Source organism: Actinoplanes sandaracinus (assembly GCF_030009775.1).
GTDB classification, from domain to species: domain Bacteria; phylum Actinomycetota; class Actinomycetes; order Mycobacteriales; family Micromonosporaceae; genus Actinoplanes; species Actinoplanes sandaracinus.
Genome location: NZ_JASCTH010000009.1, coordinates 166,041 through 191,902 on the forward strand (window position 1 = coordinate 166,041; position 25,862 = coordinate 191,902).

Annotated in this window: 22 protein-coding genes; 14 read left to right on the forward strand and 8 right to left on the reverse strand. The window is 72.6% G+C overall.

Features of this window, described 5'->3' with window-relative positions:
* Positions 1-64: 64 nt before the first annotated feature.
* Genes QLQ12_RS15835 through QLQ12_RS15845 form a run of 3 tightly spaced genes read left to right on the forward strand, consistent with a single transcriptional unit; the run spans position 65 to position 2,986 of the window.
* Positions 65-1,087: a FecCD family ABC transporter permease gene (locus QLQ12_RS15835; RefSeq protein WP_407651488.1), complete on the forward strand. Its 1,023-nt coding sequence runs from the start codon at positions 65-67 to the stop codon at positions 1,085-1,087.
* A complete protein-coding gene (locus tag QLQ12_RS15840; protein WP_328518280.1) occupies positions 1,084-2,121 on the forward strand; it encodes a FecCD family ABC transporter permease in 1,038 nt (345 codons plus the stop codon). Before QLQ12_RS15835 ends, QLQ12_RS15840 begins: the two co-directional genes overlap by 4 nt.
* Before the next feature lie 34 nt (positions 2,122-2,155).
* The gene (locus tag QLQ12_RS15845; RefSeq protein WP_282760664.1) at positions 2,156-2,986 is read left to right on the forward strand and encodes an ABC transporter ATP-binding protein; all 831 of its coding nucleotides are present in this window, start codon (positions 2,156-2,158) and stop codon (positions 2,984-2,986) included.
* Between the two features lie 144 nt (positions 2,987-3,130).
* Here the strand turns inward: QLQ12_RS15845 and lhgO are convergent, their stop codons facing one another.
* Positions 3,131-4,327: an L-2-hydroxyglutarate oxidase gene (gene lhgO / locus QLQ12_RS15850; RefSeq protein ID WP_282760666.1), complete on the reverse strand. Its 1,197-nt coding sequence runs from the start codon at positions 4,325-4,327 to the stop codon at positions 3,131-3,133.
* 134 nt (positions 4,328-4,461) lie between these two features.
* Positions 4,462-5,019, reverse strand: a complete 558-nt coding sequence (locus tag QLQ12_RS15855; RefSeq protein ID WP_282760668.1) for a LemA family protein — start codon at positions 5,017-5,019, stop codon at positions 4,462-4,464.
* A 59-nt stretch (positions 5,020-5,078) separates the two neighbouring features.
* Here QLQ12_RS15855 and QLQ12_RS15860 point away from each other — a divergent pair, with 59 nt between their 5' ends.
* Complete coding sequence (locus tag QLQ12_RS15860) at positions 5,079-6,536, forward strand: DUF2207 family protein (RefSeq protein WP_282760670.1); 1,458 nt, start codon at positions 5,079-5,081, stop codon at positions 6,534-6,536.
* Between the two features lie 21 nt (positions 6,537-6,557).
* On the opposite strand, the gene QLQ12_RS15865 is transcribed toward QLQ12_RS15860, so the two are convergent.
* Genes QLQ12_RS15865 through QLQ12_RS15880 form a run of 4 tightly spaced genes read right to left on the reverse strand, consistent with a single transcriptional unit; the run spans position 6,558 to position 10,476 of the window.
* Complete coding sequence (locus QLQ12_RS15865) at positions 6,558-7,976, reverse strand: HAMP domain-containing sensor histidine kinase (protein ID WP_282760672.1); 1,419 nt, start codon at positions 7,974-7,976, stop codon at positions 6,558-6,560.
* On the reverse strand, positions 7,973-8,671 hold the full coding sequence (locus tag QLQ12_RS15870) for a response regulator transcription factor (protein ID WP_282760673.1): 699 nt from the start codon (positions 8,669-8,671) through the stop codon (positions 7,973-7,975). The genes QLQ12_RS15865 and QLQ12_RS15870 overlap by 4 nt, the downstream gene beginning before the upstream one ends.
* An 8-nt stretch (positions 8,672-8,679) precedes the next feature.
* Positions 8,680-9,090: an FMN-binding protein gene (locus QLQ12_RS15875; RefSeq protein WP_282760675.1), complete on the reverse strand. Its 411-nt coding sequence runs from the start codon at positions 9,088-9,090 to the stop codon at positions 8,680-8,682.
* Between the two features lie 9 nt (positions 9,091-9,099).
* Positions 9,100-10,476, reverse strand: coding sequence for a ferredoxin reductase family protein (locus QLQ12_RS15880; protein ID WP_282760677.1), 1,377 nt, complete (start codon positions 10,474-10,476; stop codon positions 9,100-9,102).
* A 222-nt stretch (positions 10,477-10,698) separates the two neighbouring features.
* Here QLQ12_RS15880 and QLQ12_RS15885 point away from each other — a divergent pair, with 222 nt between their 5' ends.
* The 10 genes from QLQ12_RS15885 to QLQ12_RS15930 all read left to right on the forward strand — a co-directional run bounded on the left by QLQ12_RS15885 (position 10,699) and on the right by QLQ12_RS15930 (position 23,910).
* On the forward strand, positions 10,699-11,298 hold the full coding sequence (locus QLQ12_RS15885; RefSeq protein ID WP_282760678.1) for a DUF4956 domain-containing protein: 600 nt from the start codon (positions 10,699-10,701) through the stop codon (positions 11,296-11,298).
* Positions 11,295-12,077 (forward strand): polyphosphate polymerase domain-containing protein, encoded by a 783-nt coding sequence (locus QLQ12_RS15890; RefSeq protein WP_282760679.1) that lies wholly within the window; start codon positions 11,295-11,297, stop codon positions 12,075-12,077. Before QLQ12_RS15885 ends, QLQ12_RS15890 begins: the two co-directional genes overlap by 4 nt.
* Positions 12,077-13,870: a carbohydrate-binding domain-containing protein gene (locus tag QLQ12_RS15895; RefSeq protein ID WP_282760680.1), complete on the forward strand. Its 1,794-nt coding sequence runs from the start codon at positions 12,077-12,079 to the stop codon at positions 13,868-13,870. Before QLQ12_RS15890 ends, QLQ12_RS15895 begins: the two co-directional genes overlap by 1 nt.
* Before the next feature lie 239 nt (positions 13,871-14,109).
* Positions 14,110-15,006 (forward strand): helix-turn-helix domain-containing protein, encoded by an 897-nt coding sequence (locus QLQ12_RS15900; RefSeq protein ID WP_282760682.1) that lies wholly within the window; start codon positions 14,110-14,112, stop codon positions 15,004-15,006.
* A 56-nt stretch (positions 15,007-15,062) separates the two neighbouring features.
* Positions 15,063-16,016 (forward strand): phosphodiester glycosidase family protein, encoded by a 954-nt coding sequence (locus QLQ12_RS15905; protein ID WP_282760683.1) that lies wholly within the window; start codon positions 15,063-15,065, stop codon positions 16,014-16,016.
* Positions 16,017-16,027: 11 nt separating this feature from the next.
* Positions 16,028-17,080: a bifunctional glycosyltransferase family 2/GtrA family protein gene (locus QLQ12_RS15910; RefSeq protein ID WP_282760685.1), complete on the forward strand. Its 1,053-nt coding sequence runs from the start codon at positions 16,028-16,030 to the stop codon at positions 17,078-17,080.
* A gap of 102 nt (positions 17,081-17,182) precedes the next feature.
* A complete protein-coding gene (locus QLQ12_RS15915) occupies positions 17,183-20,485 on the forward strand; it encodes an ATP-binding protein (RefSeq protein ID WP_282760686.1) in 3,303 nt (1,100 codons plus the stop codon).
* A 463-nt stretch (positions 20,486-20,948) separates the two neighbouring features.
* Entirely contained in the window at positions 20,949-22,070 is a 1,122-nt protein-coding gene (locus tag QLQ12_RS15920) for an ATP-binding cassette domain-containing protein (protein WP_282760688.1), read from the forward strand.
* Entirely contained in the window at positions 22,067-22,852 is a 786-nt protein-coding gene (locus QLQ12_RS15925; protein ID WP_282760689.1) for an ABC transporter permease, read from the forward strand. The genes QLQ12_RS15920 and QLQ12_RS15925 overlap by 4 nt, the downstream gene beginning before the upstream one ends.
* Positions 22,853-23,457: 605 nt before the next feature.
* Positions 23,458-23,910: a peptidase associated/transthyretin-like domain-containing protein gene (locus tag QLQ12_RS15930; RefSeq protein WP_282760690.1), complete on the forward strand. Its 453-nt coding sequence runs from the start codon at positions 23,458-23,460 to the stop codon at positions 23,908-23,910.
* A gap of 67 nt (positions 23,911-23,977) precedes the next feature.
* On the opposite strand, the gene QLQ12_RS15935 is transcribed toward QLQ12_RS15930, so the two are convergent.
* Together QLQ12_RS15935 and QLQ12_RS15940 are read right to left on the reverse strand one after the other, a co-directional pair.
* Complete coding sequence (locus QLQ12_RS15935) at positions 23,978-24,628, reverse strand: response regulator transcription factor (RefSeq protein ID WP_282760691.1); 651 nt, start codon at positions 24,626-24,628, stop codon at positions 23,978-23,980.
* On the reverse strand, positions 24,625-25,854 hold the full coding sequence (locus QLQ12_RS15940) for a sensor histidine kinase (RefSeq protein ID WP_282760692.1): 1,230 nt from the start codon (positions 25,852-25,854) through the stop codon (positions 24,625-24,627). The genes QLQ12_RS15935 and QLQ12_RS15940 overlap by 4 nt, the downstream gene beginning before the upstream one ends.
* Positions 25,855-25,862: the final 8 nt, after the last annotated feature.

The following is a 25,862-nucleotide window of genomic DNA, read 5'->3' on the forward strand; positions in this document are numbered from 1 at the left end:
GGATCTAGAACACCGGGACGGGAGAACCGCTCTGTCCACCTATGACACCCCTACCGACCAGGGGTTGAGCACCACGGCGCCGACCGGCCCGGCTCCGGCACGTCCCGGCCGGCGCTCGTCCGTACGCCTGCTCGGTCTGCTGGTCGCGCTGGCGGCTCTCGCCGCGGTGGCCGTCCTGAGCATCGGCTTCGGCGCCCGCTTCCTCTCCCCCGGCGAGGTGTGGGCCGGCCTGTGGGACCCGGCGTCGCCGTCCTACCGGATCGTCCACGAGATGCGGCTGCCGCGTACCCTGCTCGGCCTGATGGTCGGCATGGGGCTCGGCCTGGCCGGCGCGATCATGCAGGCGCTGACCCGCAACCCGCTCGCCGACCCCGGCCTGCTTGGCATCAACGCCGGCGCCTCGGCGGCGGTCGCCACCGCCGCCGTCTTCTTCGGCGTGAGCACCTTCTTCGGGTACGTGTGGTTCGCCCTCGCCGGAGCCGCGATCGTCACCGCGATGGTCTACGCGGTCGGTGGCGGCCGCTCGGCCACCCCGGCCCGGCTCGCGCTGGCCGGCGCCGCGCTCAACGCCACGCTGTACTCCTATGTGAGCGCGGTGCTGCTCAGCGACACCGACTCCATCGACAGGCTGAGGTTCTGGACGGTCGGCTCGCTGGCCAGCGCCGACTTCGCCACCGTCGAGCGGCTCCTGCCGTTCTTCGCGGCCGGCCTGCTGGCCGGGCTCCTGGTGGCCCGCCCGCTCAACGCGCTGTCGCTCGGCGACGACGCGGCCCGCGCTCTCGGCGCCCGCCCGTCGCTGATCCGCGTCGCGGTGATCGTGGCGGTCACCCTGCTCTGCGGCAGCGCCACCGCGGCGTGCGGCCCGATCGTCTTCATCGGACTGCTGATCCCGCACATGGTCCGCCCGTTCACCGGCCCCGACCTGCGCTGGCTGCTGCCCTACACCGCGGTGCTGGCGCCGGTGCTGCTGCTCGGCGCCGACGTGCTCGGCCGTGTCCTGGGCAGTCCCGGGGAGTTGCAGGTCGGCACGGTCACCGCGGTCCTCGGCGGTCCCCTGTTCCTCTATCTCGTGCGAGCCGCGAAATGACACTTGCCACCTTGGACAAGACGCGTTCCATCGGCAGCCGCGTCGGTGTCCGCCCGCGGGCGGTCGCCGTCGGGGCGCTGGCGCTGATCGGCACGTTCGTGGTCAGCGTCTTCGGCCTCGGCACCGGAGACTTCGAGATCGCCCCGGTCGACGTGGTGACGACCCTGTTCGGCGAGGGCAACCCGGCCCACGAGTTCATCATCGGTGAGCTGCGGCTGCCCCGGCTGATCACGGCGATCCTGGTCGGCGCGGCCATGGCGGCCAGCGGCGCGGTCTTCCAGTCGCTGGTGCGCAACCCGCTGGGCAGCCCGGACATGCTGGGCGTCACCAACGGCGCGAGCACCGCGGCGCTGGCCGTGGTGATCCTCGGCGGCACCAGCACCCAGCTGTCGATCGCCGCGGTGGCCGGCGGTCTGGCGGCCACCCTGCTCGTCCGGTTGATCGCCGGCCGGGCCCTGCACGGATTCCGGTTCATCCTGGTCGGCATCGGCATGGCCGCGATCCTCACCGGCATCAGCGGTTACCTGCTGACCCGGGGCGTCCAGATGGAGAACGCCCGCGCGCTGCTGTGGCTGACCGGCAACCTCGACGGCCGGGACTGGGGCCAGGCGGTGCCGATGGCCCTGGTGCTGGCCGTGGTGCTGCCGTTCCTGCTGCTGGCCTGCGGCCCCGGACTGCGGATCCTGGAGATGGGTGACGACTCGGCGTCCGCGCTGGGCGTGCCGGTCTCCCTGCTGCGCAACGGCGCGCTGCTGGCCGCGGCCCTGCTGATCTCGTTCGCCGCGGCCAGCGCTGGCCCGGTGCTCTTCGTCGCGCTGATCGCGCCACACCTGGCCAAACGGATGTCCCGGGCGCCCGGCCCCAACCTGCTGCCGTCGATCGCGGTCGGCGCGCTGCTGCTGACCGGCGCCGACTTCCTCGCCCAGCACGCGCTCGACGACCAGACGCTGCCGGTCGGCGTGGTCACCGGCCTGCTGGGCGGCGGCTACCTGGTCTGGCTGCTCACCACCGAGCGCCGGGCCGGACGGATCTGAGGCGGACATGACCGACACAGCAACAGGAGACATCATGACGGGTCACACGCCCCGGCTCAGCGGCAGCGCGATGACGCTCGCGTACGACAAGCGCGTCATCGCCGAGAACCTGAGCGTCGAGATCCCGGACGGTTCCTTCACGGTGATCATCGGCCCGAACGCGTGCGGTAAGTCCACCCTGCTGCGGGCCCTGTCCCGGCTGCTCAAGCCGACCACCGGCACCGTGCTGCTGGACGGGCGGGACGTGCACTCGCAGCCCACCCGCGCGGTCGCCAAGACGCTCGGCCTGCTGCCGCAGTCGTCGACGGCGCCGGACGGCATCACCGTCGCCGAGTTGGTGGCCCGCGGCCGCTACCCGCACCAAGGCCTGCTGCGCCGCTGGTCGGCCGAGGACGAGCGGGTGGTGATCGAGTCGATGGAGGCCACCGGCGTCGCCGACCTCACCGACCGCGCGGTCGACGAGCTGTCCGGCGGGCAGCGACAGCGGGTGTGGCTGGCCATGGCACTGGCCCAGCAGACGCCGCTGCTCCTGCTCGACGAGCCGACCACCTATCTGGACATCGCGCACCAGATCGAGGTGCTCGACCTGTGCGCCGAGTTGCACGAGACCCAGGGCCGCACGCTGGTCGCGGTGCTGCACGACCTGAACCACGCGGCCCGCTACGCCACCCACCTGATCGCCATGCGGTCCGGGAAGGTGGCCCGCTCCGGACCGCCGTCCGAGGTGCTCACCGCGGAACTGGTCGAGGACGTGTTCGGGCTGCCCTGCCGGGTGATCGACGACCCGGAGACCGGCACGCCGCTGGTCGTTCCGGCGGCCCGCCGCCGCACCGGCGTGGAGCACCCCGCCCCCGCCGTCCCCTGAGAAACCGGGCCGGCCGGCTCTCAGCGCTGTGTCGACGCCGGTGAGACAGCGCTGTGTCGACGCCGGTGAGACAGCGCTGTGTCGACGCCGGTGAGACAGCGCTGTGTCGACGCCGGTGAGACAGCGCTGAGAGCGGCCGGTTGTTCAGCCGCCGAAGACGTCGGCCACCACGTGCTCCGCGATCGCCAGAGACGACGTGGCCGCGGGTGACGGCGCGTTCCGCACGGCCGTGACCGGCCCCATGCGGTGGATGCGGAAGTCGTCGACGAGACTGCCGTCCCGGTCCAGCGCCTGAGCGCGCACACCGGCGCCGGCGCGGTAGACGTCGGCCGCCCCGATCTCCGGGACGTACCGCATGGCCTCGGCCATGTAGCGGGTCTTGGAGAGCGAGCCGCGGACCTCCTTGACACCGGTCCGCCAGTGCCGGCGGGCCATCTGCCAGGTGCCCGGCCAGGTCGCGATGCCGACCAAGTCGGGAACCGAGAACGTGGTACGCCGGTAGCCCTCCCGGGCGGTCGCCAGCACCGCGTTCGGGCCGACCTCGACGACGCCGGTCACCCGGCGGGTGAAGTGCACGCCGAGGAACGGGTAGCGCGGATCGGGAACCGGGTAGATCATGCCCCGGACCAGGTCGGCCTTCTCCTCGCGTACCCGCATGTACTCGCCGCGGAACGGGATGATCCGCGGCTCGGCGGCGTCGCCGGCCAGCTTGGCGACCTTGTCGCTCTGGATGCCGGCGCAGACGATCACCTGGTCGACCGTCACGCTGCGTTCACCGGACTCGATCCGGATCGACCCGACGTTCTTCTTGATGCCGGTGACCGGGAAGTTGACGTGGACCTCGCCGCCCGCGGCGCGGATGTCCTCGGCGAACGCCTTCGCGACGCCCGGGAAATCGGTGATCGCCGTTTCCGGTGAATGCAGCGCGGCGAGTCCGGCGGCGTGCGGCTCGATGTCGCGGATACCGCTCGGATCGACCCTTCGCAGGCCGGGTACGCCGTTCTCCCGCGCCCGCTTCTCCAGGTCGTCCAGGCGCCCCAGCTCGTCCTCACGGACCGCCACGACGAGCTTGCCGCACTCGTCGTAGGCGATTCCCCGTTCCGCGCAGTACTCCCGCAGCAGAAGCCGCCCACGGGTGCACAGTTCGGCTTTCAGGCTGCCCGGCGTGTAGTAGATGCCGGCGTGCACCACGCCGGAGTTGTGGCCGGTCTGATGCAGAGCGACGTCGGGTTCCTTCTCCACGACCACGACCCGGGTGCCCGGCCGCCGGAGCATGATCTCCCGGCCGATGGCCAGGCCGACGATGCCGGCCCCGATGATCCCGATGGTCTCGTCCGCCACGTGTGTCGCCTCTCTGGTTCAGCCGTCCCCACCACGGCGTTGCGCCGGACCGTCATCGGCGCGCGAGGGTGATCGACTTCCTGGGAGCTTATCCCCGGACCGGGGACCGGATCGCGACGGCAGGTCCCCGCACTTCAGAACTGGACGCGCACGTCCCGCTGTTCCTCGCCGGTCGCCTCGAAGTACTGCCTCGCCCGCTGCCCGGTCACCGCGGCGATCAGGCTCGTCGGCACGGACGCCACGGCGCCGTTGTACTTCTGCACGGCGAGGTTGTAGAACTGCCGCGCGTAGGCGATCTTGTCCTCGGTGTTGGCGAGCTCCCCCTGCAGATCGCGGAACGAGGCGCTCGCCGCCAGTTGCGGGTACGCCTCCGCGACGGCGATCAGCCGGCCCAGCGCGCTGGTGAGGGCGTTCTCCGCGGTTGCCCTCGCGGCCACGTCGCCGCCCTGGTGCTCGGCGCCCTGGCGGGCCGCCGTCACCGCCGCGAACGTCTGAAGTTCGTGGGTGGCATAGCCGCGAACCGTCTCGACCAGGTTGGGTACGAGCGAGTGGCGGCGTTTGAGCTGGACGTGGATCTGTGCCCAGGAGGCCTCGACCTGCGTCCGCAGGCGGACCAGCCGGTTGTAGGCGACGACGGCCCAGAGAAGTGTCAGAACGATCAACGCGATGAGCGTGATGAATATGACGGTCACGCCCTCATGGTGACGGGTCCGTCAAGTCCGTGTGGCGCGTCTCATACACCATGTGCGGTATGGACTATCGCTGGGGGCTCGCCGTCCTGATCGGTTTCGGGGCCGTCGTCGTCCTGATCGGGCTGCTCGTGCGCTTCGTGGCGTGGTCGACCGCGGCCCGCGTGCCGGCGGGACCGGCCACACCGGACCTCATGGACACCCCGCCGGCCGTGGTGAATCTGCTGATGAACGGCCTGCGTGCGGCCCCGGAGGCGGCCGCGGCCACACTGCTCGACCTGGCCGCCCGCGGACACCTGGAACTCGACCAGCCGACCGCCGACCCGGGAGCCACCGTCGTGCGAGTGCGCCGCGGCGGGCATGCCGGGCTCACATCGTACGAGCAGCGGGTCCTCGACCGGGTCGACGTGGCGCCCGGCGTACGCCCACTCACTCTGGCCGATCTCGCCCGGCGGCACGCGCGGGACGGCCAGAGCTGGCACGAACGTCTCGTGATCGCCGTCCGCGAGGAGGCGATCGCCCACGGGCTGATCCGGGTGGGCACCACACCGCCCGCGATGGTCGTCCTCATCGTCGGCCTCATGCTGCTGCTGATCTTGTCGTGCGTGCCCGGGGTGTTCGTGATCGACCTGGTCGGCATGACGGATCGGCTCGGCAGCACCGGCGTCGGGATCGGCGTGCTCGGCGTCGCCTTCGTGCTCATGATGATCGCGATCTTCATCGTGGTCCAGCTGGGCGGCGAGATCCGCGACGACCGGCTGACCGCCGCGGGCCGCCGGGTGGCCCGCCACTGGGCCGGGGTCGGCCGCTGGCTGCGGAGCCACGAGGCCTTCGCTGATCTGCCACCCGCCTCGGTGACGGTCTGGGACTCCTATCTCGCCCATGGTGTCGCCCTCGGCGCGGCGACCCGGGCCGCGGCGACCGTGGACCTGCGCGTCGGGCGAGTCGACGTGGTCCGGTCGTCACCCGGTGACCGGCTCGTCCGGATCCGCTACCCGGCCACCGGCGGCCTGAAAGCGACGTCCGCGGGCACCCGGGTCGTGGGCGCTCTGATCGGGATCGCCCTGGCCGCCGCCGTCGCCCTGGCCGCCGCCACGCGGGAACCACCCGGCTGGGCGGCCACGTCAGCCGTCGCGGTCGCCGTGCTCCTGTCGCTGCGCTGGGTGTACCGGATCGTGCGGGGCCTCACCGATCTGCTGCGCCCGGCCTCGGTCAGCGGCCGGGTCCTGCGGATCGTGCCGTTCGGCACCTTCGGCGACGCCGAGACCACCCCCCTGCTCACCAGCCTCTACCAGAGCCCACTTCTGTCGTGGCTGACGCGGCGAGTCGGCGCGCCCACCGTGACCTCTGACGGAACCGGGCTGTCACCCGGATTCTTCGTCGTCCTGGACGACGGAACGTCAGCGGTGGCACAGGCGTGGCTGGCGACTCCCCGCCGCGCGGGCCGCCTCCGGCTCGGCGACGACGTCACCGCCCGGGTCCAGCCGTGGACGAGACACCTGATCAGCTCGTCGCCGTGAACCTGGAGCGTGCGCCGGAGTTCAGCTCAGGCCTCCGCAGGGCAGCGTGATCGTCACGACCGTGCCGTGCGGATGGTTCGGGCCGGCGGTCACCGTACCGCCGTGCTGCGCGGCGGTCTGCGCGACGATCGCCAGACCCAGCCCGGAACCCGGCATGGCCCGGGCGGCGGGCGCGCGGTAGAAGCGGTCGAAGACGTGCGGCAGGTCCTCGGGCGCGATGCCCGGCCCGTTGTCGACGACGGTCAGCACCCGGGCCGGGGTCAGCCGGGTGCTGACCGTCCCGCCGGGCGGGCTCCACTTGGCGGCGTTGTCGAGCACGTTGACCACCATCCGCTCCAGCTCGCCGGGCCGGCCCAGCACGGTCACCGGGGCCAGTTCGGTGTCGAAGGTCAGGTCCGGCGCCCGGATCCGGACCCGGTTGATCGCGGCGGTCACCACCTCGGCGTACTCCATCTGCTCGATCGTCTCGCGGCTGCCCTCCTCCCGGGACAGCTCGACGAGCTCGGTGGTGAGCGTGGCCAGTTCGCGCACCTGGGCGTCCAGGTCGTCGAGCAGCTTGACGCGTTCCTCCGGCGGCAGCCGGTGCGCCAGCTCCGGCCGGCGCTCGACCGCGATCAACAGCTCCACATTGGTCCGGATGCTGGTCAGCGGGGTACGCAGCTCGTGGCCGGCGTCCTCGACGAGGGCCCGCTGGGAGCGGCGGGAGGCGTCGATGGCGGCCAGCATGGCGTTGACCGACCGGCCCAGCCGGGCGATCTCGTCGTCGCCGGAGACGTCGACCGGCCGGGTCAGGTCCATGGTCACCGCGACGTCCTCGACGGCCTCGGTCAGGCGGTCCACCGGGGCCAGCCCGGCCCGGGCGACGGCACGCCCGAGCAGCGCCGCGCCGGCGATCCCGGCCGCGCAGCCCACCGCGAGCAGGAGCGCGAACAGGGCCAGGACCCGCTCGTCGGGGTGCGGGTCGACGCCCACCTGGACCGCTCCCCCGCCGTCGATCGGCACGGTGAGCATCAGGTACTCCCCGGGGCCGATGATGATCTTCTCCTGTCGCTCCGGGTGCCCCACGGTGGCGATCTTCACGGCCGTCTCGGTGACCGGCAGCCGGGTGGCGCTGCCGCCGACCACCGCGCCGGTCGCGTCGAGGACCTGCCAGCAGGGCCCGATCTCCTTGCTGTCCGGCCCGGGGCGGGCGCCCTGCGCGTCCAGCCACTGCCACGGGCGCTCGGCGATGGTCCGGGCGTCGGACACCAGCCCGGCGGAGATCTTGTCCTTCTGGATCTCGCTCACCGCGAGCCAGGCGCCGGCCGACACGGCCAGCACGGCGGCCGCCACCGCACCGGCGACCAGCAGCGAGAGCCGGTCGTGCAGGGTGCGGTTGCTCCACCAGCGGGCCGGGCCGCCGGCGACCGTGCCGGGCGTCCGCTCCCCCAGGGCGGTCACAGCGGGTCCTCGCGCAGCACGAACCCGACACCGCGGACGGTGTGCAGCAGCCGCGTCCCGCCCTCGGCCTCCAGCTTGCGCCGCAGGTAGCCGAGGTAGACGTGCAGGCTGTTCGAGGCCTCGCCGAAGTCGTAGCCCCAGACCTGTTCGAAGAGCGCCGCCCGGGACAGCACCTGGCGCGGGTGGCGCAGGAACGCCTCCAGGATGCCGAACTCGGTGCGGGTCAGCCGCAGGGCGTGGTCGCCGCGCCACACCTCGCGGGTGGCCGGGCTCATCCGCACGTCGGCGAAGGTGAGCAGGTCCTCGCCGTGCGCCCCGGGCGGGAAGGCGCCCAGCGCGGACCGGCGCAGCAGGGCCCGGATCCGGGCCAGCAGCTCCTGCAGGGCGAACGGTTTGACCAGGTAGTCGTCGGCGCCGGCGTCGAGCCCGGCGACCCGGTCGCCGACGCTGTCGCGGGCGGTGAGCATCAGCACCGGCACCACCACCCCGTCGGCGCGCAGCCGCCGGCACGCCTCCAGGCCGTCGAGCCGGGGCATGCTGACGTCGAGGATCAGGGCGTCCGGCTCGACGGCCCGCACCGCGTCGAGGGCGGCCAGGCCGTCACCGGCGACGTCGACCTGATAACCCTCGAAACGCAGGGTGCGGGCCAGCGAGTCCCGGACCGCCGCGTCGTCCTCCACCACCAGGATGTGCATGGTGCCCATTAAAGCCGGGCCGCGTCGATCGCCGACTGGAGTGACTCCCGGTAACCGCCGCTGGTGTAGGTGGCGCCGGAGACCGCGTCGATGTCCGCGCTCTGCTCCGCCAGGGTCGCCTCGACGAGCTCGGGCAGGGCCCGGGCGCTGATCTGGTCGTGCTTCTGGCTGCCGGTCGGGTACACCGGCACGCTGACCTGGGTGATCCTCCCCGCCACGACGGTGATCACCACCTGGACGTCGCCCTCCTGGGTCCGCACGGTGTCACCGGTGTAGGCCTGCCCTCCGGCGGCCGTGCCGGACGGCGTCACCGCCACCGTCCCGGCGGCCGTCGCGCTCTGCCCGGTGCTGGTCCGGTAGCCGAACAGCAGCACCAGTGCCGCCACGGTGGAGAGCATCCACAGACTGATCCGTCGCATCGTGATCTCCTACCAGGCGAAGAGTTCGGTGTGGACACGGTCCGGGCGGACGCCCGCCGCGATCGCCGCGGCCCGGGCCGCGCGGGCCCACTCCTCGGGGCCGCAGATGTAGACCCTGGAGGCGGCGATCCGCGGCGCCGCCTGCCGCAGCGCCTCGGCATCGCCGGTCGCGGCGAGGCCGCCCGGCAACCAGGAGGCGGCGCGGGCACGCGGGCCGGTCAGATGCACGACGCGGACCCCGCGCCGTGCCGCGAACCACTCCAGTTCGCCGCGAAACACGCCCTCGGCGTCGGTGCGGGCGCGGTGGACCAGGGTCGCCTCGCCGTCTCGGTAGGGCAGCTCGCCGAGCAGCGACAGCAGCGGGGTGATGCCGACGCCGCAGGCCAGCATCACGACCGGCTCCCCCGCATAGCTCTCGCCGGTCAGCTTGCCGTAGGGGCCCTCGATCAGGACGCGGGTGCCGGGCTTCAGCGCGGCCATCCGGGAGCTGCCGTCGCCCTGGTTCTTCACGGTGATCCGCAGCGCGTCGCCCCGCGGGGTCGCGGACAGGGAGAACGGGTTCGCCCGGGTCCAGCCGGGCCCGTCCAGGAACCGCCACTGGAAGAACTGCCCGGCCCGCACCGGCAGCTCGGCGAGCCGCTCACCGGTCAGGTACACCGAGGTCAGACCGGGCCCTTCGGCGACCACGCGGCTCACCGTCAGCCGGTGCTTGCGGTTGCGCCAGACCGGCAGACCGATGCGGTACGCGAGAACCGCCCCGGCCGCGGCCAGATACAACGTCCACCAGTACGCGCGGGCCCAGGCCGTGCCGGTGAAGTCCGAACCGGTCCAGATCTGGTGCGGCAGCGCCAGGCCGGCGCCGAGGTAGGCGTAGAGGTGCAGCAGGTGCCACGACTCGTAGCGCAGTTTCCGGCGGGCCGCCCGCATCGACGTCGCCACGACCGTCAGCAGCGCGAGCGTGCCGGCCGCCGCGAGCAGCATGCCGGGGTACGTCCAGACCAGCTCCCACAGTTCGGTGACGACGTTCGCGCCGGCCGCGTACCCCGCCGTGATCGTGACGATGTGCAGCGCCATCAGCCAGAACGAGGTGAAGCCGGTCCACCGGTGCCAGCGGGCCAGCCGGTCCTGCCCGAAGGCCCGCTCGACGAGGGGGATCCGGGCCATCAGCAGCACCTGGAGCAGCAGCAGGTCGGAGGCGTAGAGGCCGGCGAGCCGGCCGGTCGCGGTCAGCGGGTCGCCGGTGAGGTCGCCGAAGCCACCGTTCCCGGCCCAGAGCGCGGTGACGACGAGCAGGCTCGATGCCGCCGCGGCGGCGCCGGCGCCGGGCCACCAGGCGGGCGTCGCGCGTAGCCGTTCTCGGACTTCAGGCGCAGCGGTAGCGGTCATGATCCCCACCCTGACGAGCCGGTCTAAGACCGCCGTCGCCCCTTCCTAAGGGTTGGCTAAGAACCGTCTCCTGCCCACGGCCACCGCCGAGTCACTGACCTGGCACGACGCGTCCCGGCCGGAGAACCTCAGGCCTGCGGCATAGAGAGCTCACAGGATGCGGACAGCAACGTCCGGCGGAATGGAAACACCTGATGAACGACACCTGAAGGAAGTTCCCTAGTGACCACGTTGCTCGCCGTCGCCGCGGATCTCGTCGCGATCACCGTCCTGACGTTCGGTGTCTACTTCCCCCGCCACCGGCGGCGTGACCTGCTCACCGCCTTCCTGGGGGTGAACATCGGCGTCCTCGCGGTCGCGACCGTCCTCGGCTCCTCGACGGTCGGCGCCGGCCTCGGGCTCGGGCTCTTCGGCGTCCTGTCGATCATCCGGCTCCGCTCGGACGAGATCAGCCAGCACGAGATCGCGTACTACTTCGCGGCTCTCGCGCTGGGCCTGATCGCCGGCCTCGGCGACGTCATGGACATCCCGCACATCGGCCTGATGGCGCTGGTCGTGGCCGCGCTCTTCGTCGGTGACCACCCGAGCCTGTTCCGCCGGCACCGCAACCAGCTGATCCGCCTCGACGTGGCGTACACCGACGAGAAGGCGCTGCGCACCCACCTGGAGACGATGCTCGGCGGACGGGTGACGAACCTGGTGGTCAAGCAGATCGACATGGTCAACGACAGCACCCTGGCCGAGGTCCGCTACGTCGCCGCGGCCCCGTCCGCGAACCGCGCCGGGCTCGGCCCGCGGGTGGAGCGGGTGAGCGCCCGATGACGATCACCACCGAGGTTCCGCTCGTCGAACGGTTCGACCCGATCTCGCTGGACGAACTGGTCGGCGAGGCCGCCCTGCTCACCCGCCTGGACCGCAAGTACCTGATTCCGGCCACCGCCCTGCCGGCTCTGCTGGACCGGATGCCGGCCGGGGTGCGGGCGCTCCAGATCGGCCACCGGCGCACCTTCGGGTACCGGTCGGTCTACTTCGACACCGCCGGGCTCGACGCCTACCTCGCCGCCGCCTATCAGCGCCGGCGGCGCTTCAAGGTCCGGGTGCGGACCTATCTGGACACTGGGCTCGACTTCGTCGAGGTCAAGACCCGCGGTTCGCGGGGGGTCACGGTCAAGGAGCGGATTCCGTACGCCGGGGACGGCGCCGACCTGGGCCCGGAGGGACGCGAGTACGCGACATCGGTGCTCGCCTGCGCCGGCCTCCACCCCGAGGGGTACGAGTTCCGCCCGGTGATGGCCACCTTCTACCGCCGCAACACGCTCTACGTCCCGTCCACCGGCAGCCGGGTCACCATCGACACCGCGCCGGCCTGGCAGCTGCCGGACGGCTCGGCGGTCCGGATGCCGCGCTCGGTGATCGTCGAGACCAAGTCGGGACGGGCCGCCTCAGAGGTCGACCGGCTGCTCTGGTCACTCGGGCACCGCCCCTGCTCGATCTCCAAATACGCCACCGGGCTGGCCGCCCTGCGCCCCGAACTCCCCGCCAACCGCTGGCGCCCGGTTCTGCGCCGGCACTTCACGACCACCTCCTCGAAAGGGTTCTGATGAGACTCCGCAAGAAGGTCCTCGCCGCCGTCAGCTCCCTGGTCCTGGCCACGGCCGTCCTGGCCGGCTGCTCCGCCGACAGCGGCGGGACCACCGCGGCCACCAACGTCGCCGCCACCAACGCCTCGGCCGACGGCACCCAGACCGCCCAGGCCGTCCTCGCCGCGAACAAGCCGGCACACACGGCCGGCGCCACCCGCGCCGGAAACACCGGCGCCATCGAGCTGACCGGCGGCTCGGCCACCTCGTCCGCGGACGGTGTGAAGGTCGACGGCGCGACGGTCACCATCACCGCGGCCGGGACGTACACCATCAGCGGTGAGCTGACCGGCCAGATCGTGGTGACCGCGCCGGACGCCACCGTCACACTGATCCTCGACGGCGCCTCGATCACCAGCACGGCCGGCGCCGCGATCGCCGCCACCGCGGTGAAGGAACTGGTCGTCCAGCTCGCCGACGGCAGCACCAACACGCTGTCCGACGCCTCCTCCTACGCCGACGACGCCGACGTGAACGCGGCCCTGTTCAGCGCCGGCGACCTGACCCTCACCGGAGCCGGGAAGCTCGCCGTCACCGGCAACGGCAACGACGGCGTCGCGAGCAAGGACGGGTTGCTCGTGCGGTCCGGCACGATCACCGTGACGGCGAAGGACGACGGCCTGCGCGGCAAGGACTACGTGGTGGTGAACGGCGGCACGGTCACCGTCACCGCGAGCGGCGACGGGATCAAGGCCGACAACACCGAGGACGCCGACTCCGGGTACGTGGCGGTGGCCGGCGGCACGGTCGCGGTGACCAGCGCCGGCGACGGCGTGGACGCGGCCACCGACATCGTGGTCACCGGCGGGACGCTGACGGTCGCGGCCGGTGGCGGGCACACCGTCAAGCCCGCCGGCGACTCGTCGGCGAAGGGCCTCAAGTCCGGTGTCATCACGGTCCTCGAGGGCGGCACGGCCCGCGTGGACTCCTCCGACGACGCGGTGCACAGCGACGGCGCGGTGCACCTCAACGGCGCGACGGTGACCGTGGCCAGCGGCGACGACGGCGTGCACGCCGAGGGTCAGCAGATCATCGACGGCGGGTCCCTCGACGTGACGGCGGCGGTCGAAGGCCTGGAGGCGGCCGCGTTCGTGCTCAACGACGGCGCCGTGCACGTGGTCTCCAGCGACGACGGCATCAACGGCGCGGGCGGGACCGCCGGCGCCGACTCGGCCACCGGCCGGCAGGGTGGTGGCGCCCCGGGTGGCGGCGAGAACGTCGGCGCCTTCTCGGTCACCGTCAACGGCGGCACCCTGGTGATCGACTCCGAGGGCGACGGTCTCGACTCCAACGGCACCGCGACCATCACCGGCGGCACGGTCGTGGTCAACGGGCCACAGCGCAGCGGCAACGGCGCGCTGGACGTCAACGGCGCCTTCACCGTCGACGGCGGCACCCTGCTGGCCTCCGGCAGCGCGGGCATGGTCGTCACCCCGGGCGCCGGCTCGAAACAGGGCTGGATCTCCGCCACGCTGACCGCCGCGATCGGGGCCGGCACGACCATTCAGATCACCGACGGCGACGGCACGGTGGTCGCCAGTTATGTGACCGGCAAGACCGTGCAGAACATCACCTACTCGTCATCCGCGATCAGCAGCGGCGAGAAGTACACAGTGCACAACGGCGGCACCGCGACCGGCGCGACCACCGGCGGGCTGGCGGCGTCCGGCACGCTCGGCTCCGCCGCCGAGGTCGCCACGGTGACCGCGGGGCAGGCCCCGGCCGGCGGTGGCCGCAACCGCGGCGGGCGCTGACCTCATCCCTCTCCCCGGCTGACCTCACTCCCCCAGGTGACGCCCGGATCCGGCTTCTCGCCGGTTCCGGGCGCCGCTGTCTCCGGTTTCGCCCGGATTCATGTTCCGGCTGATCATTCGCGGCTGTGACGAAACCGTCGCTCTTCGAGTTGACCTCGAGGGTTCGGCGCCGGAAGCCGTGAGTATGCTGATCGCGACCGGGATCACCGGATCCACACAGGACTGTCTAAGAGGTCCACGTGTCCGACGAAGAGGCCGAAGCCGAAACCAACGGGAGCAGCGGGGCCACCGTGCGCCGGCTCCAGCTCGGCGCTCATCTGCGTGCCCTGCGCCGGGCCAAGGGCCTCACCCGCGACCAGGCCGGTTACACCATCCGGGCGTCCGAGTCGAAGATCAGCCGGATGGAGCTGGGCCGGGTCAGTTTCAAGGAACGTGACGTCACCGACCTGCTGAAACTCTACGGCGTCGACGACCCCGGCGAGACCCGCCGGGTTCTCACCATGATGCGGGAGGCCAACGCCCCGAGCTGGTGGCAGGCCTTCGGCGACGTGCTCGACACGTGGTTCCAGAACTACCTCGACCTGGAGCAGGCGGCCGAGCTGATCCGCACCTACGAGGTCCAGTTCGTCCCCGGCCTGCTGCAGACCGACGCCTACGCGCGAGCGGTGATCAAACTCGGCCATGAGAGCGACGGTCCGGACGAGATCGACCGGCGGGCGAGACTGCGGATGGCACGCAAGCAGGTTTTGGAGCGGCCCGACGCGCCCCGCCTCTGGGCGGTCCTGGACGAGGCGGTGCTGCGCCGGCCGATCGGCGGCTGGGACGTGCTCCGTGAGCAGATCCGCTACCTCCTGAAAGTCTCCGAGTCGCCGCAGGTGCGGTTGCAGGTGGTGCCGTTCGAGTCGGGCGGGCACGCGGCGGCCGGCGGGGCGTTCAGCATCCTGCGGTTCCCGCACGAGAAGCTGCCCGACGTCGTCTACATCGAACACCTCACCAACGGGCTCTACCTCGAGCGCCGCGAAGAGGTCGACAAGTACGCGGCGGCGATCGGCCGGCTGTTCATCGAGGCCGAGCGGCCCAACCGCACCCCGGAGATCCTGCGGGCCATCCTCGCCGAGCTGGAGTCCCGCTCGTAACGAGCCCACTGGCGGGGCACAGGAGGCCCACAAGATCCGCCGGTTGACTGCGTTGCGTGACGACGAACCCCGTACCGAACCAGCCTCGCCGGATCAACCGCCGGGGCCTTCTCGCCGGCGGACTCGGCCTGCTGGCGGCCGCCGGCGGTGGCGGCGCCTGGGCCCTCGACCGCTACGTCCTCGACCACGTCGAGGTGACCGGCGCCTCCACTCTGGCCGCACAGAACGTGGTCGTGGCCGAGCCGGACAGCACCGGCAGCGCGACCGCGACGAGCTACCGCAGTGACACCGCGACGATCGCCATCGAGACGGTGTCGGCCGGGTCGGGCGACGACACGGTCACCTACTTCGTGGCGGACGTGCGGGTCACCGACGCGACGATCGTCCGGTCGGCGTTCGCCGGCGACCAGTTCGGCGCGAACATCATCGCCGACCCGTCGGAGATCGCCGCCGGGGTGGGCGCGGTGCTCGCGATCAACGGCGACTACTACGGCTTCCGCGACACCGGCATCGTCATCCGCAACGGGGTGACGTTCCGCGACGCGGGCGCCCGGCAGGGGCTGGCGCTCTACGCGGACGGGTCGATGAAGCTCTACGACGAGACCGCCACCAGCGCCGGCAAGCTGATCAGCGACGGGGTGTGGAACACGCTGTCCTTCGGGCCGGGGCTGGTCGACGACGGCGCGGTGATCTCCGGGATCGACCGGATGGAGGTCGACACCAACTTCGGCAACCACTCGATCCAGGGCCGGCAGCCACGCACCGGCATCGGCGTCGTGGACAACAACCACCTGCTGTTCGTCGTGGTGGACGGGCGCAGCAGCGGATACAGCCGGGGCGTCACCATGCCGGAGTTCGCGCAGATCTTCGCCGACCGGGGGGCGCGCACGGCGTACAACCTGGACGGTGGCGGCTCGTCGGCGATGGTCTTCGGCGGCGCACTGGTCAACAACCCGCTCGGCAAAGGCCGGGAGCGCGGCACCAGCGACATCCTCTACGTCGCGGGCTGATCGCCGTGATCGTGCTGATTCCCGCGTACCAGCCGGACCACCGGCTCGCGGAACTGGTCGGACGACTGGACCGGCACCGTGTCCTCGTGGTCGACGACGGGAGCGGTCCCTCGTACGCCGCAGCGTTTGAGGCCGCCCGCCGGGCCGGCGCCGAAGTGATCACCCTGAGCCGGAACCGGGGTAAGGGTTTCGCGCTGAAAGCGGGGTTCGCCCACATCCGGAACCGCTGTCCGGGCGAGGATGTGGTCTGTGCGGACAGCGACGGCCAGCACCGGGTCGAGGACATCGAGGCGGTCGCCGCGCGGGTGGAGCTCTCGGATGCGGCGATGGTGCTCGGCGTGCGCCGGTTCACCGGGCCGGTGCCGGCGCGCAGCCGGTTCGGCAACACCGCGACCAGGATGATCTTCAAGCTGGTCACCGGGTGCGCGGTGACCGACACCCAGACCGGCCTGCGCGGCTACCCGGCCCGCATGCTGCCCTGGCTGGGCCGGGTGCCGGGCGACCGCTTCGAGTACGAACTGCGGCTTCTGCTGCGCGCGGCCCGCGAGCGCAAGCCGATCGACGAGGTTCCGATCGCCACCGTCTACCTGGACGGCAACAGCTCGTCGCACTTCCGGCCGGTGATCGACTCGGCGCGGATCTACGGGCCGCTGCTCGCCTTCGCCGGCTCGTCGCTGCTGGCATTCGCTGTCGACGCCGCCCTGCTGGCCGGGCTCGTCACCTGGACCGGCCACCTCGCCCTCTCGGCGATCGCCGCCCGGCTGGTCAGCGCGACCCTCAACTACTCGGTCAACCGCGGCGCCGTGTTCGGCGGGTGCGCGCGGATTCCACACCGGCGGGCCGCGCCCCGGTACGCCGCCCTCGCTCTCGCCTCGCTCACCGCCAACGTGGCGCTGCTGCACGCGCTGAACGCGGCGACCGGTTCGCTGGTGCTGAGCAAGGTGGCCGCCGAAGTGCTGCTCTTCCTGGCCGGGTACGCGATCCAGCGGGCCTTCGTCTTCCGCCGCGGGCCTGCCCGCACCCGGATCACCACCGGACGGCAGGCCGCCGGCATCCGGGGGTGAACCTCGAATCCGCACCGTCACCGTCGCCGACCGGGCCCTCTGGAGAACCGGCGGTCGCGGCCTGATGACACGTCGATGCCCGCACGCGGCAGAATCGTCGCCATGCGGTTCGGCATCCTCGGCCCTCTGCGGGCGCACCGACCGGACGGGACCCCGATCCCGCCCGGCGGGCCCCGGCAACGGGCGCTGCTCGCGATGCTGCTGCTCGACGCCGGCCGCCCCGCCGGGATCGACCGGCTCATCGACGGCCTCTACGGCGACGAGCCACCGGCCGGGGCCGGCAACGCCCTCCAGTCGCAGGTGTCCCGGCTCCGGCAGGAACTGCCCGTCGAACTCGATCCGGCCGGGTACCGGCTGGCCGTGCCCCGCGACGAGGTCGACGCGCACCGCTTCGCCGACCTCGCCGCCGCCGGCCGCCGGGCCCTCGCCGCCGCCGATCCGGCCGGCGCGATCCCGCCACTGCGCGAGGCGGTCGCCCTCTGGCGCGGCGAGCCACTCGCCGACGTCCGCGACGCGCCGTTCGCGCACGCGCACGTCAGCCGCCTCACCGAACTGCACCTCGGCGCCGTCGAAGATCTGTACGAGGCGGAGGCCGCGACCGGTGCTCCCGTGCCGCACGCCGTGGCCGGGCTGCGCGACTTGATCGCCGCGCATCCGCTGCGGGAACGCCTGCGCGCGCTGCTGATGCGCACCCTCGCGGCGGCGGGCCGTCCGGCCGAGGCACTGGCGGCGTACGAGGACGCGCGCCGCACCCTCGCCGAGGAACTGGGCGCCGATCCTTCGCCGGAGCTGGCAGCCCTGCACACCACCCTGCTCCGGCGGCCCGCAGCCATCCCCGCGCAGTTCGTGCCCGGCCCCGCGCAGTCCATGCCCGACCCCGTGCAGTCCGGAGCGGGCCCGGTCAGGGCGGCCCGCGGACCGGTACGGCACGGGGTGCCGAGCCAGCTGACCAGCTTCGTCGGGCGCGACGACGAACTGCCGCGGGTCGCGGCCGCGTTGCGTACCAGAAGGCTGGTGACCCTGCACGGACCGGGTGGCGCGGGCAAGACGCGGCTCGCCGCCGAGATCGCGGCCCGGCACTCCGGCGACGTGCATTTCGTGGAACTCGCCGCCGCCGGCCCCGACGACGTGCCCCGCGCGGTCCTGGTCGCCCTCGGTCTGCGCGACGTGGTGCTGAACAGCCCGGCCGCCCCGGCCACCGCGTTCGCGCCTCCCGGCGTCCTGGACCGGCTGGTGACGGCGCTCGCCGAACGGCGGCTCCTGCTCGTCCTGGACAACTGCGAGCACGTCGTCGCCGCGGCCGCCGACCTGGCCGCCCGGCTGCTGGCCGGCGCGCCCGGACTGCGGATCCTCGCCACCAGCCGGGAACCGCTCGCCATCACCGGGGAGGCGCTCTGCCCGGTCGGTGGCCTGCCGGAGGCGCCGGCCGTCCAGCTCTTCGCCGACCGGGCCGCCGACGTCGTGCGCGGATTCGCCGTCACCACGGAGAACGCCGCCGTCGTCCATCGGCTGTGCCGCACCCTCGACGGCCTTCCGCTCGCTGTCGAGCTCGCCGCGGCCCGCATGCACGCGCTGCCCGTCACCGAGATCGCCGCCCGGCTCGACGACCGTTTCCGGCTGCTCTCCCACGGCAGCCGCACCGCGGAGAGCCGGCACCGGACGCTGCGGGCCGTCGTCGCCTGGAGCTGGGATCTGCTCACCGAACCGGAACGGGTGCTGGCCCGCCGTTTCACCGTCTTCGCGGGCGGAGCCACGCTGGACGCCGTCGAACGGATCTGCGCCTTCGACACCGACGAAGAGGTGCGCGGGTTCGGGGCCTTCCACACCGGCGAAACCGTTCCCCGGGCCGGCGCCTCTGACACCGCTGATCGCGGGGGCAGCGTCTCTGACACCGCCAGTCGCGGGGGCGGCTCTCGGTCGGTGACCGTGGAGGTTCTCGCCGGGCTCGTCGGCAAGTCTCTGATCGAGCGGGACGGCGACCGCTACCGCATGCTGGAGACGATCCGGGCGTACTCCGCGGAGCGACTCGCCGAGTCTGGCGAACGTGACCGGCTGTGGCGGGCGCACGCCGAACACTTCCTGGAGTTCGCGGCCCGCGCCGACGCCCGCCTGCGCACCGCGGACCAGCTCACCTGGCTGGACCGGCTCGACGCCGAACGCGACAACCTGCACGCCGCCCTGCGGCGGACCGCGGAACACACGCCTTCGACGGCGTTGCGCCTGGTCTCCGCCCTGTCCTTCTACTGGTGGCTGCGCGGGCTGCGGGTCGAGGCCGCCGCCCTGGCCGATCTGGCGCTGCGCGCGGTCGGGCCGGAACCCCCTCCCGGCCACACCGAGGAGTACGTGCTGAGCGTCTTCAACGCCGCCCTCGGCACCGGTGCGGCCGGCGGGGCGGCGGCCCGCTGGGCCGGCTACATGCGGACGCTGACGTCGGCGCCGGCCCAGCCGTTCCTGCTCTACCTGTCGGCGATGGCGGTCGGCCCACCCGACGACGACCCGGCCGGTGTCGTCGAACTCAACCGCAAACTACGCGAGCAGATCGCCGACGACTCGTGGAGCCGGGCACTGGGCGGCATCGGCAGCGGCTGGATGCTGCTGTTCGCGGGCGCCGACCCGGCCCAGGCCGAACCCGAGTTCCGGTCCGCGCTGGCCGGCTTCCGGGCCATCGGCGACCGCTGGGGCGCCATCCTGGCCCTCTCCGGCCTCGCCGAACTGGCCGCCTGGCGGGGCGACCCGGCCGCTTCCATCCCGCCGACCGACGAGGCGCTGCGCCTGGCCGGAGAGCTCGGCGCCGCCGTCGACGTCGCCGACCTGCTGCGCGGCCGTGGCCAGGCCCGGATGGACACCGGCGACCCCGACGGCGCGGCCGCCGACTTCACCCGCGCCGCCGAAGTCGCCCGCGAAGCGGGCGCCCCGGAACTGGCGGCCGCCGGGCTGCTCGGCCTGGGGTCGCTCGCTCTGGCGCGCGGAGACCTGCCGGAGTCGTTCCGGTACTGCTCGGCGGCGTTGGCCGCCTGCCCGGCGGGCTGGTACAGCGCCGACGGCACCCGGATGGCGATCCTGATCGTGCTGGGCCGGATCGCCGAACTGTCCGGTGACCCGGCGACCGCTGTGACCCGCTACCGCGAGGTCTTCACGATCCGCGGCGGCATGATCGGCTTCCCCGGGATGGCGGAGGCCTTCGACCGGCTCGCCGGCCTGGCCGCCGCCACCGGTGATCCGGTGCGGGCCGCCCGGCTGCTCGGCGCGGTCCGTGCCCTCGGTCTGCGCGCCGACCCGGAGGGTTCGGAGCCGGCTGCCCGGGCGGCCGCCGCTGCCCGTGCCACGCTCGGACCGCGGCGCTTCGCGGACGCCCTCGCCGCGGGCGCCGCCCTCAGCGCTGACGAGGCGCTCGCTCTACCCTGAACGACGAGGCGGTCACCCTCCTGAGCAGCGACGCCACCTGCCTTCCGCCTGCCCCCGCCCGCCCTCCGCCTGTCCTCCGGCTGTCTTCCGGTAAGCGACGACGCCACTCCTCTTCCCCGACCGACCAGACCGCTCGCCGTCCCCTAGCCGACAAAGGCACCCACCCTCCCCAGACCTACCAGACCGCTTGCGCTCCGCTGGCCGACAAGGCCGCCGAACCGCCCCTGACCGACCAGACCGCTCGCCCCGCCCTGAAGCCATGCGTGGTCCGCGTGGTCCGCGTGGTCCGCGTGGTCCGTGCCGGAGGCTGAGGAGGATCCGAGGGTGTGCGCGACGTCGTACCAACGCGTCCGCCTCAGTTAGCCGCTCTCCTGTCGCTCTCGCCGCCCGCTCGGAGGCGGCGGTGCGCGGACCGTCAGCGAACGGTGCGCGAGCCGTCAGCGCGGGACGCGAGCCTGACCGCATGACATCCACGATCGTGGCCGAAGGGCTGCGCAAACGGTATCGCGGTGGGCAGGGCGCCACCGCGCTGGACGGTTTCGATCTGCGGGTGCCGCCGGGCATCATCTACGGGCTGCTGGGGCCGAACGGGGCCGGCAAGACCACCGCCGTACGAGCGCTCTCCACCCTGCTCCGTTTCGACGCCGGCCGGGCGGAGGTGGCCGGCGCGGACGTGACACGGCAACCCGCCCTGGTACGCGAGCGGATCGCGCTGACCGGCCAGTACGCTGCCGTCGACGATGCGCTCAGCGGCAGGCAGAACCTGGTGCTCTTCGGCCGGCTGCACCACCTGGCGCGGCGAGACGCTCAGCGCCGCGCGGACGAACTGCTGGAACGGTTCGGGTTGACCGCGGCCGCCGGACGGTCGGCGAAGGACTATTCGGGCGGGATGCGACGGCGTCTCGACTTGGCGGCCAGCCTGATCCGGCGGCCACGGGTTCTGTTTCTCGACGAACCGACCACGGGACTGGACCCGCGCAGCCGCACCCAGGTGTGGGCGGCGGTCCGCGGCCTGGTCGCCGACGGGACGACGGTGCTGCTCACCACCCAGTACCTGGAGGAGGCCGACCAACTGGCCGGGCGGATCGCGGTGGTGGACGCCGGCCGGGTGGTGGCCGAGGGCAGCCCCGACGAACTGAAAGCGGCGCTCGGGGCGGACCGTCTCGAAGTGGTGGTCCGGGATCCGGACCGGCTCGGCGACGCGGCCGCCCTGGTGGAACGGATCACCGGCGCTCAGCCGGACGTGGACTCCGACCGGCGGCGACTGCGGGTGCCGGTCGCCGACCGGGTGGGTGCGCTGCTCGCGGTGGTGCCGGCGCTGCAGCAGGCGGGGATCACCGTCGCCGACGTCGGCGTGCACCGCCCCACCTTGGACGAGGCGTTCCTGCACCTGACCGGCGACCGCGCCGACCGCGCGCCTTCGACGCCGCCAGCCCATTCCGGTCCGCCCGGTCCGCCGGGCGCTCCCGGCGCTCCCGGCGCTCCCGGCGCTCCCGACGCTCCCGACGCTCCCGACGCTCCCGACGCTCCCGACGCTCCCGACGAGCGTCCTCTCTCCGGCGAGCGATCGGGGGCGGCGGCATGAGGACCGCGGTGGCTGACGGCTGGGTGATGACCGGGCGCTACCTGCGGCACGTGATACGGGCGCCGGAGGAGATCGTCATCTATTTCTCCCTGCCGATCATGTTCGTGCTGGTGTTCGGTTACGTGTTCGGCAGCGGAATGGCGGTTCCGGGCGGCGGCAACTATCGCGAGTTCCTGATCCCGGGCGTCTTCGCGATGACGATGCTCTACGGGATCGGCGCGACCGCCACCGCGATCTCGGTCGACGTGGGCCGGGGCGTGGTCGACCGGTTCCGGTCCATGCCGACCGCCCGGTCCGCGCTGATCAGCGGCCGGGTGACCGCCGACCTGGCGCGGGCGATGCTGGAGACGGCGGTGCTGGTGGTGTGTGGCCTGCTCGTCGGGTGGCGCTGGCACCACGGCATCGGCAACCTGCTGGCGGCACTCGGGCTGCTCCTGCTGCTGCGACTGGCACTGAGCTGCGTAGGCGTGGTTCTAGGCCTGGCCACACCGAACCCGGACACGGTGGCGATGATCGTGTTCCCGCTGGCCTTCCCGCTGAGCGCGGTCTCCAACGCCTTCGTGGCGCCGGAGCTGATGCCGGGCTGGCTGGGCACCGTCTCGGAGTGGAATCCGGTGTCGGCGACGACGAACGCGATCCGTGAGCTGTTCGGCAACCCCGGCCTCGGCTCGGACTCCTGGCCGGCCGAGCACGCGCTGTCGCTGGCGATGGCCTGGCCGGTCGCGCTGATCGCGGTGTTCGGGCCGTTGGCGGTGCGCCTGTACCGCCGGCTCGGCCGCTAGTTCCAGAACCCGGCTGGTCGTCCATGTCGTCACCGATTCTCAGTGCGGTTTCAGCGGGCGTGACCGCACGATCGTCTCGGCAGGCGTGACCGCACGATCGTCTCATCGGGCGTGACCGCACGATCGTCTCATCGGGCGTGACAGCACGGGGAACCAGCGGATTGCTGACCGACAGGTGCCACGGGCGGGCGGTCGCGGCAACGAGCCCGCTCGCCCGCGGCACCCGCGCCGGGCGCCTCCAGGGGAGGCGACCCGGGGACCGCTCTCCGGCTGGTGCGGTCCTGGCGGCCGCACCCCGGGCGCGTGGGGTACCGGCCTCGCAGGCTCAGACGTTCCAGGAAGTATGCCCGCCCGTTGTTACAGAAGGCGTCACGAAGACATTGGACAGCGGACAAAAGAGTCAAAAACGCACGAGAATGCCGTTTCTCCTGGAAGATCAACTCCGTTGACGTGATCTACAACGGGGGTGGGCAGTGCGCAATGAGGAGAGTGGCAGCACACCGGTCATCAACAGGCCGGTGCCGCGGCCGGTGAACCGGGGGCCGCAGCCGGCTCGGCTACCCCTCGCAGAACCGGGTCAGACCGGGCAGCTGCCGCTCGAACTCGTGCGCCGGAACATCGCCGGCGACCGTCCCGGGGTGCCACTGATGCTGCGGATCCGGGTCCTGGACGCCCTCCACGGTTCGCCGGTAGGCGCGGCCGTCGTCGACCTACGGCACCGAGACGCGACCGGCGACGACGAGGTGCGCGGCGCACAGGTGACCGACCCCGAGGGGTACGCCGAATTCCGTACCGTCCATCCCGGCCGCGAGCCGGGACAGCCGGTACAGATCACCGCGTACGTGCACGTCGGTGGCTACCTCGCCGGCGGGCGGACGGTGACGTACTGCGGCCCGTTGCTCGTCCCCGAGCAGATCGCCGGGCAGATCGCCACGGGACTCGCCCCCGCCGAGGAACAGCAGCCGGCGACCGGGGGAACCCTGAACGTGGTGCCACGCGACCGATTCGACCCGACCATCGGCCTACTCGCGACGATCACCGTCGCGATCGGCGACTAACCGCCGCCACGTCAACGACCGATGCACCATCACCACCCCCAACCGCCGCCTCCGCCCACCGCCAGGGTCAGCCGCGTAAGTAGGCCAGAACGGCGCGGACGCGGCGGTGGTCGTCGGAGTCCGGTGGCAGGTCCAGCTTGGCGAGCAGGCTGCCGATGTGCTTGGCGACCATCGCCTCGGTGACCACGAGCTGCCGGGCGATCGCCGTGTTCGAACGGCCCTCGGCCATCAGCGCGAGAACCTCCCGCTCGCGGGCGGTCAGCCGGTGCAGCGGGTCACGGCGCCGGCCGAGCAGTTGACGGACCACCTCCGGGTCCACCACGGTGCGGCCGGCTGCCACCGCCACCAGCGCGTCCACGAACTCGGTGACCTCACCGATCCGGTCCTTGAGCAGGTAGCCCACCCCACTCTGATGGTCGGAGTCGAGGAGTTCGGCGGCGTAGGTCTGCTCGACGTACTGGCTGAGTACCAGCACCGGCAGGGTGGGGTCTTCGGCTCGCATCGCGATCGCCGCCTGCAGACCCTCGTCACTGAAACGGGGCGGCATCCGCACGTCGGTGACCACCACGTCCGGTTTTTCTCGCGCCACCGCATCTCGCAACGCGACGGCGTCACCGACCGCGGCGACCACCTCGTGTCCGAAATGGCGCAGCATTCCGGCCACGCCCTCCCGGACGATCAGTCCGTCCTCGGCGATCACCACACGCAACCCGCTCATGCCGGCACCGGAATCTCCACGTGCAGCAGCGTAGGACCACCGGCCGGACTGGAGAGAGTCACGGCGCCGTCCAGGACCGCGACCCGGTCGGCGAGCCCCACCAGGCCCGACCCTGCCGCCGGGTCGGCCCCGCCACGTCCGTCGTCGCGCACCCGCACCACGAGCCGCCCGCCGTCGACGTAGGCGGTGATGTGAGCGCGCTCGGCGAGGGCGTGCTTGGCGACGTTCGTGAGCGCCTCGGACACCACGAAGTACGCCGTCACCTCGACCGGACCCGGCAACCGCCCCGGCAGGCGCAGGTCGAGATCGACCGGCAGCGGCGCGACGGAGGCGGCCTCCCCCACGGCCGCCGCCAGACCACGATCGGTCAGAACCTTCGGGTGTACGCCGCGGATCAGCTCCCGCAGATCGGTGAGCGCTTGCTTGGCCAGCTCGTGCGCGGCGGCGACCGGCCCGGCGCCGGGTGACCCGGGTGGCAGTTCCAGGCGGGCGAGCCCGAGCTGCATGCTGAGCGCGACGAGCCGCTGCTGCGCGCCGTCGTGCAGGTCGCGCTCGATGCGCCGGCGCTCCACCTCGAAGGCGTCGACGAGCCGGGCCCGGGAGCGGGTCACCTCGATCAGGAGGGCGTCGTCGCGTGGCGCGAGCATGGCCCGTGCCATGGCGGCGCGGGCGCCCGCCCAGGCGATCACCGGATAGACCAGGATCGGCCCCAGCAGCAGGCCGGCGAACGTGGCAGGCAGAGTGGTGGCGAGTCCTTCGTCATCGATGACCAACGGCGCGCCGACCGAGATCATCAGCGTGTATGCCACGCCGCCGAGCACCAGCAGGTCCATCCAGCAGAGCATCGCCGCCGACAGCGCCGCGTAGAACAGCTCGCGCCACGTCGCCTCCTCCCGCAGCCGGAGGGCGACCCAGGCGCGCAGCCCGGCCCGCGGTGGCGGCTGATGCGGGTCGTGCAGCTCTTCCTCGTCGACCAGGCGCAAACGCCGCCGCTCGATCCGGGCCACCACGATGCCGGCGAGCAGGCACGCCACATAGCCCGCGACACCGACGAGCACCACGGCCAGGACGGTGCCGACAGCCAGCAGGGCCACCACCGCGGCGATGATGGCGACACCGAGGAGCGCTCCACTCGCCAGATAGGCGAGCGAGCGCCACGGCCACGACGATCGCAACAGCACGGTCGGCCGCAGGGTGAGCGCTTCGAGCGCGGTGCGGGGCGGCATGGCAGGCA

What these genes read in the sequence shown, in the direction of transcription:
- QLQ12_RS15845 (WP_282760664.1), top strand. Translation starts at nt 2,156, where the DNA reads ATGACGGGTCACACGCCCCGGCTCAGCGGCAGCGCGATGACGCTCGCG.
- QLQ12_RS15920 (WP_282760688.1), top strand. Translation starts at nt 20,949, where the DNA reads ATGACATCCACGATCGTGGCCGAAGGGCTGCGCAAACGGTATCGCGGT.
- QLQ12_RS15940 (WP_282760692.1), bottom strand. Translation starts at nt 25,854, where the DNA reads ATGCCGCCCCGCACCGCGCTCGAAGCGCTCACCCTGCGGCCGACCGTG.
- QLQ12_RS15890 (WP_282760679.1), top strand. Translation starts at nt 11,295, where the DNA reads ATGACGATCACCACCGAGGTTCCGCTCGTCGAACGGTTCGACCCGATC.
- QLQ12_RS15925 (WP_282760689.1), top strand. Translation starts at nt 22,067, where the DNA reads ATGAGGACCGCGGTGGCTGACGGCTGGGTGATGACCGGGCGCTACCTG.
- QLQ12_RS15870 (WP_282760673.1), bottom strand. Translation starts at nt 8,671, where the DNA reads ATGCACATCCTGGTGGTGGAGGACGACGCGGCGGTCCGGGACTCGCTG.
- QLQ12_RS15895 (WP_282760680.1), top strand. Translation starts at nt 12,077, where the DNA reads ATGAGACTCCGCAAGAAGGTCCTCGCCGCCGTCAGCTCCCTGGTCCTG.
- QLQ12_RS15860 (WP_282760670.1), top strand. Translation starts at nt 5,079, where the DNA reads ATGGACTATCGCTGGGGGCTCGCCGTCCTGATCGGTTTCGGGGCCGTC.
- QLQ12_RS15840 (WP_328518280.1), top strand. Translation starts at nt 1,084, where the DNA reads ATGACACTTGCCACCTTGGACAAGACGCGTTCCATCGGCAGCCGCGTC.
- QLQ12_RS15875 (WP_282760675.1), bottom strand. Translation starts at nt 9,090, where the DNA reads ATGCGACGGATCAGTCTGTGGATGCTCTCCACCGTGGCGGCACTGGTG.
- QLQ12_RS15880 (WP_282760677.1), bottom strand. Translation starts at nt 10,476, where the DNA reads ATGACCGCTACCGCTGCGCCTGAAGTCCGAGAACGGCTACGCGCGACG.
- QLQ12_RS15915 (WP_282760686.1), top strand. Translation starts at nt 17,183, where the DNA reads ATGCGGTTCGGCATCCTCGGCCCTCTGCGGGCGCACCGACCGGACGGG.
- QLQ12_RS15935 (WP_282760691.1), bottom strand. Translation starts at nt 24,628, where the DNA reads ATGAGCGGGTTGCGTGTGGTGATCGCCGAGGACGGACTGATCGTCCGG.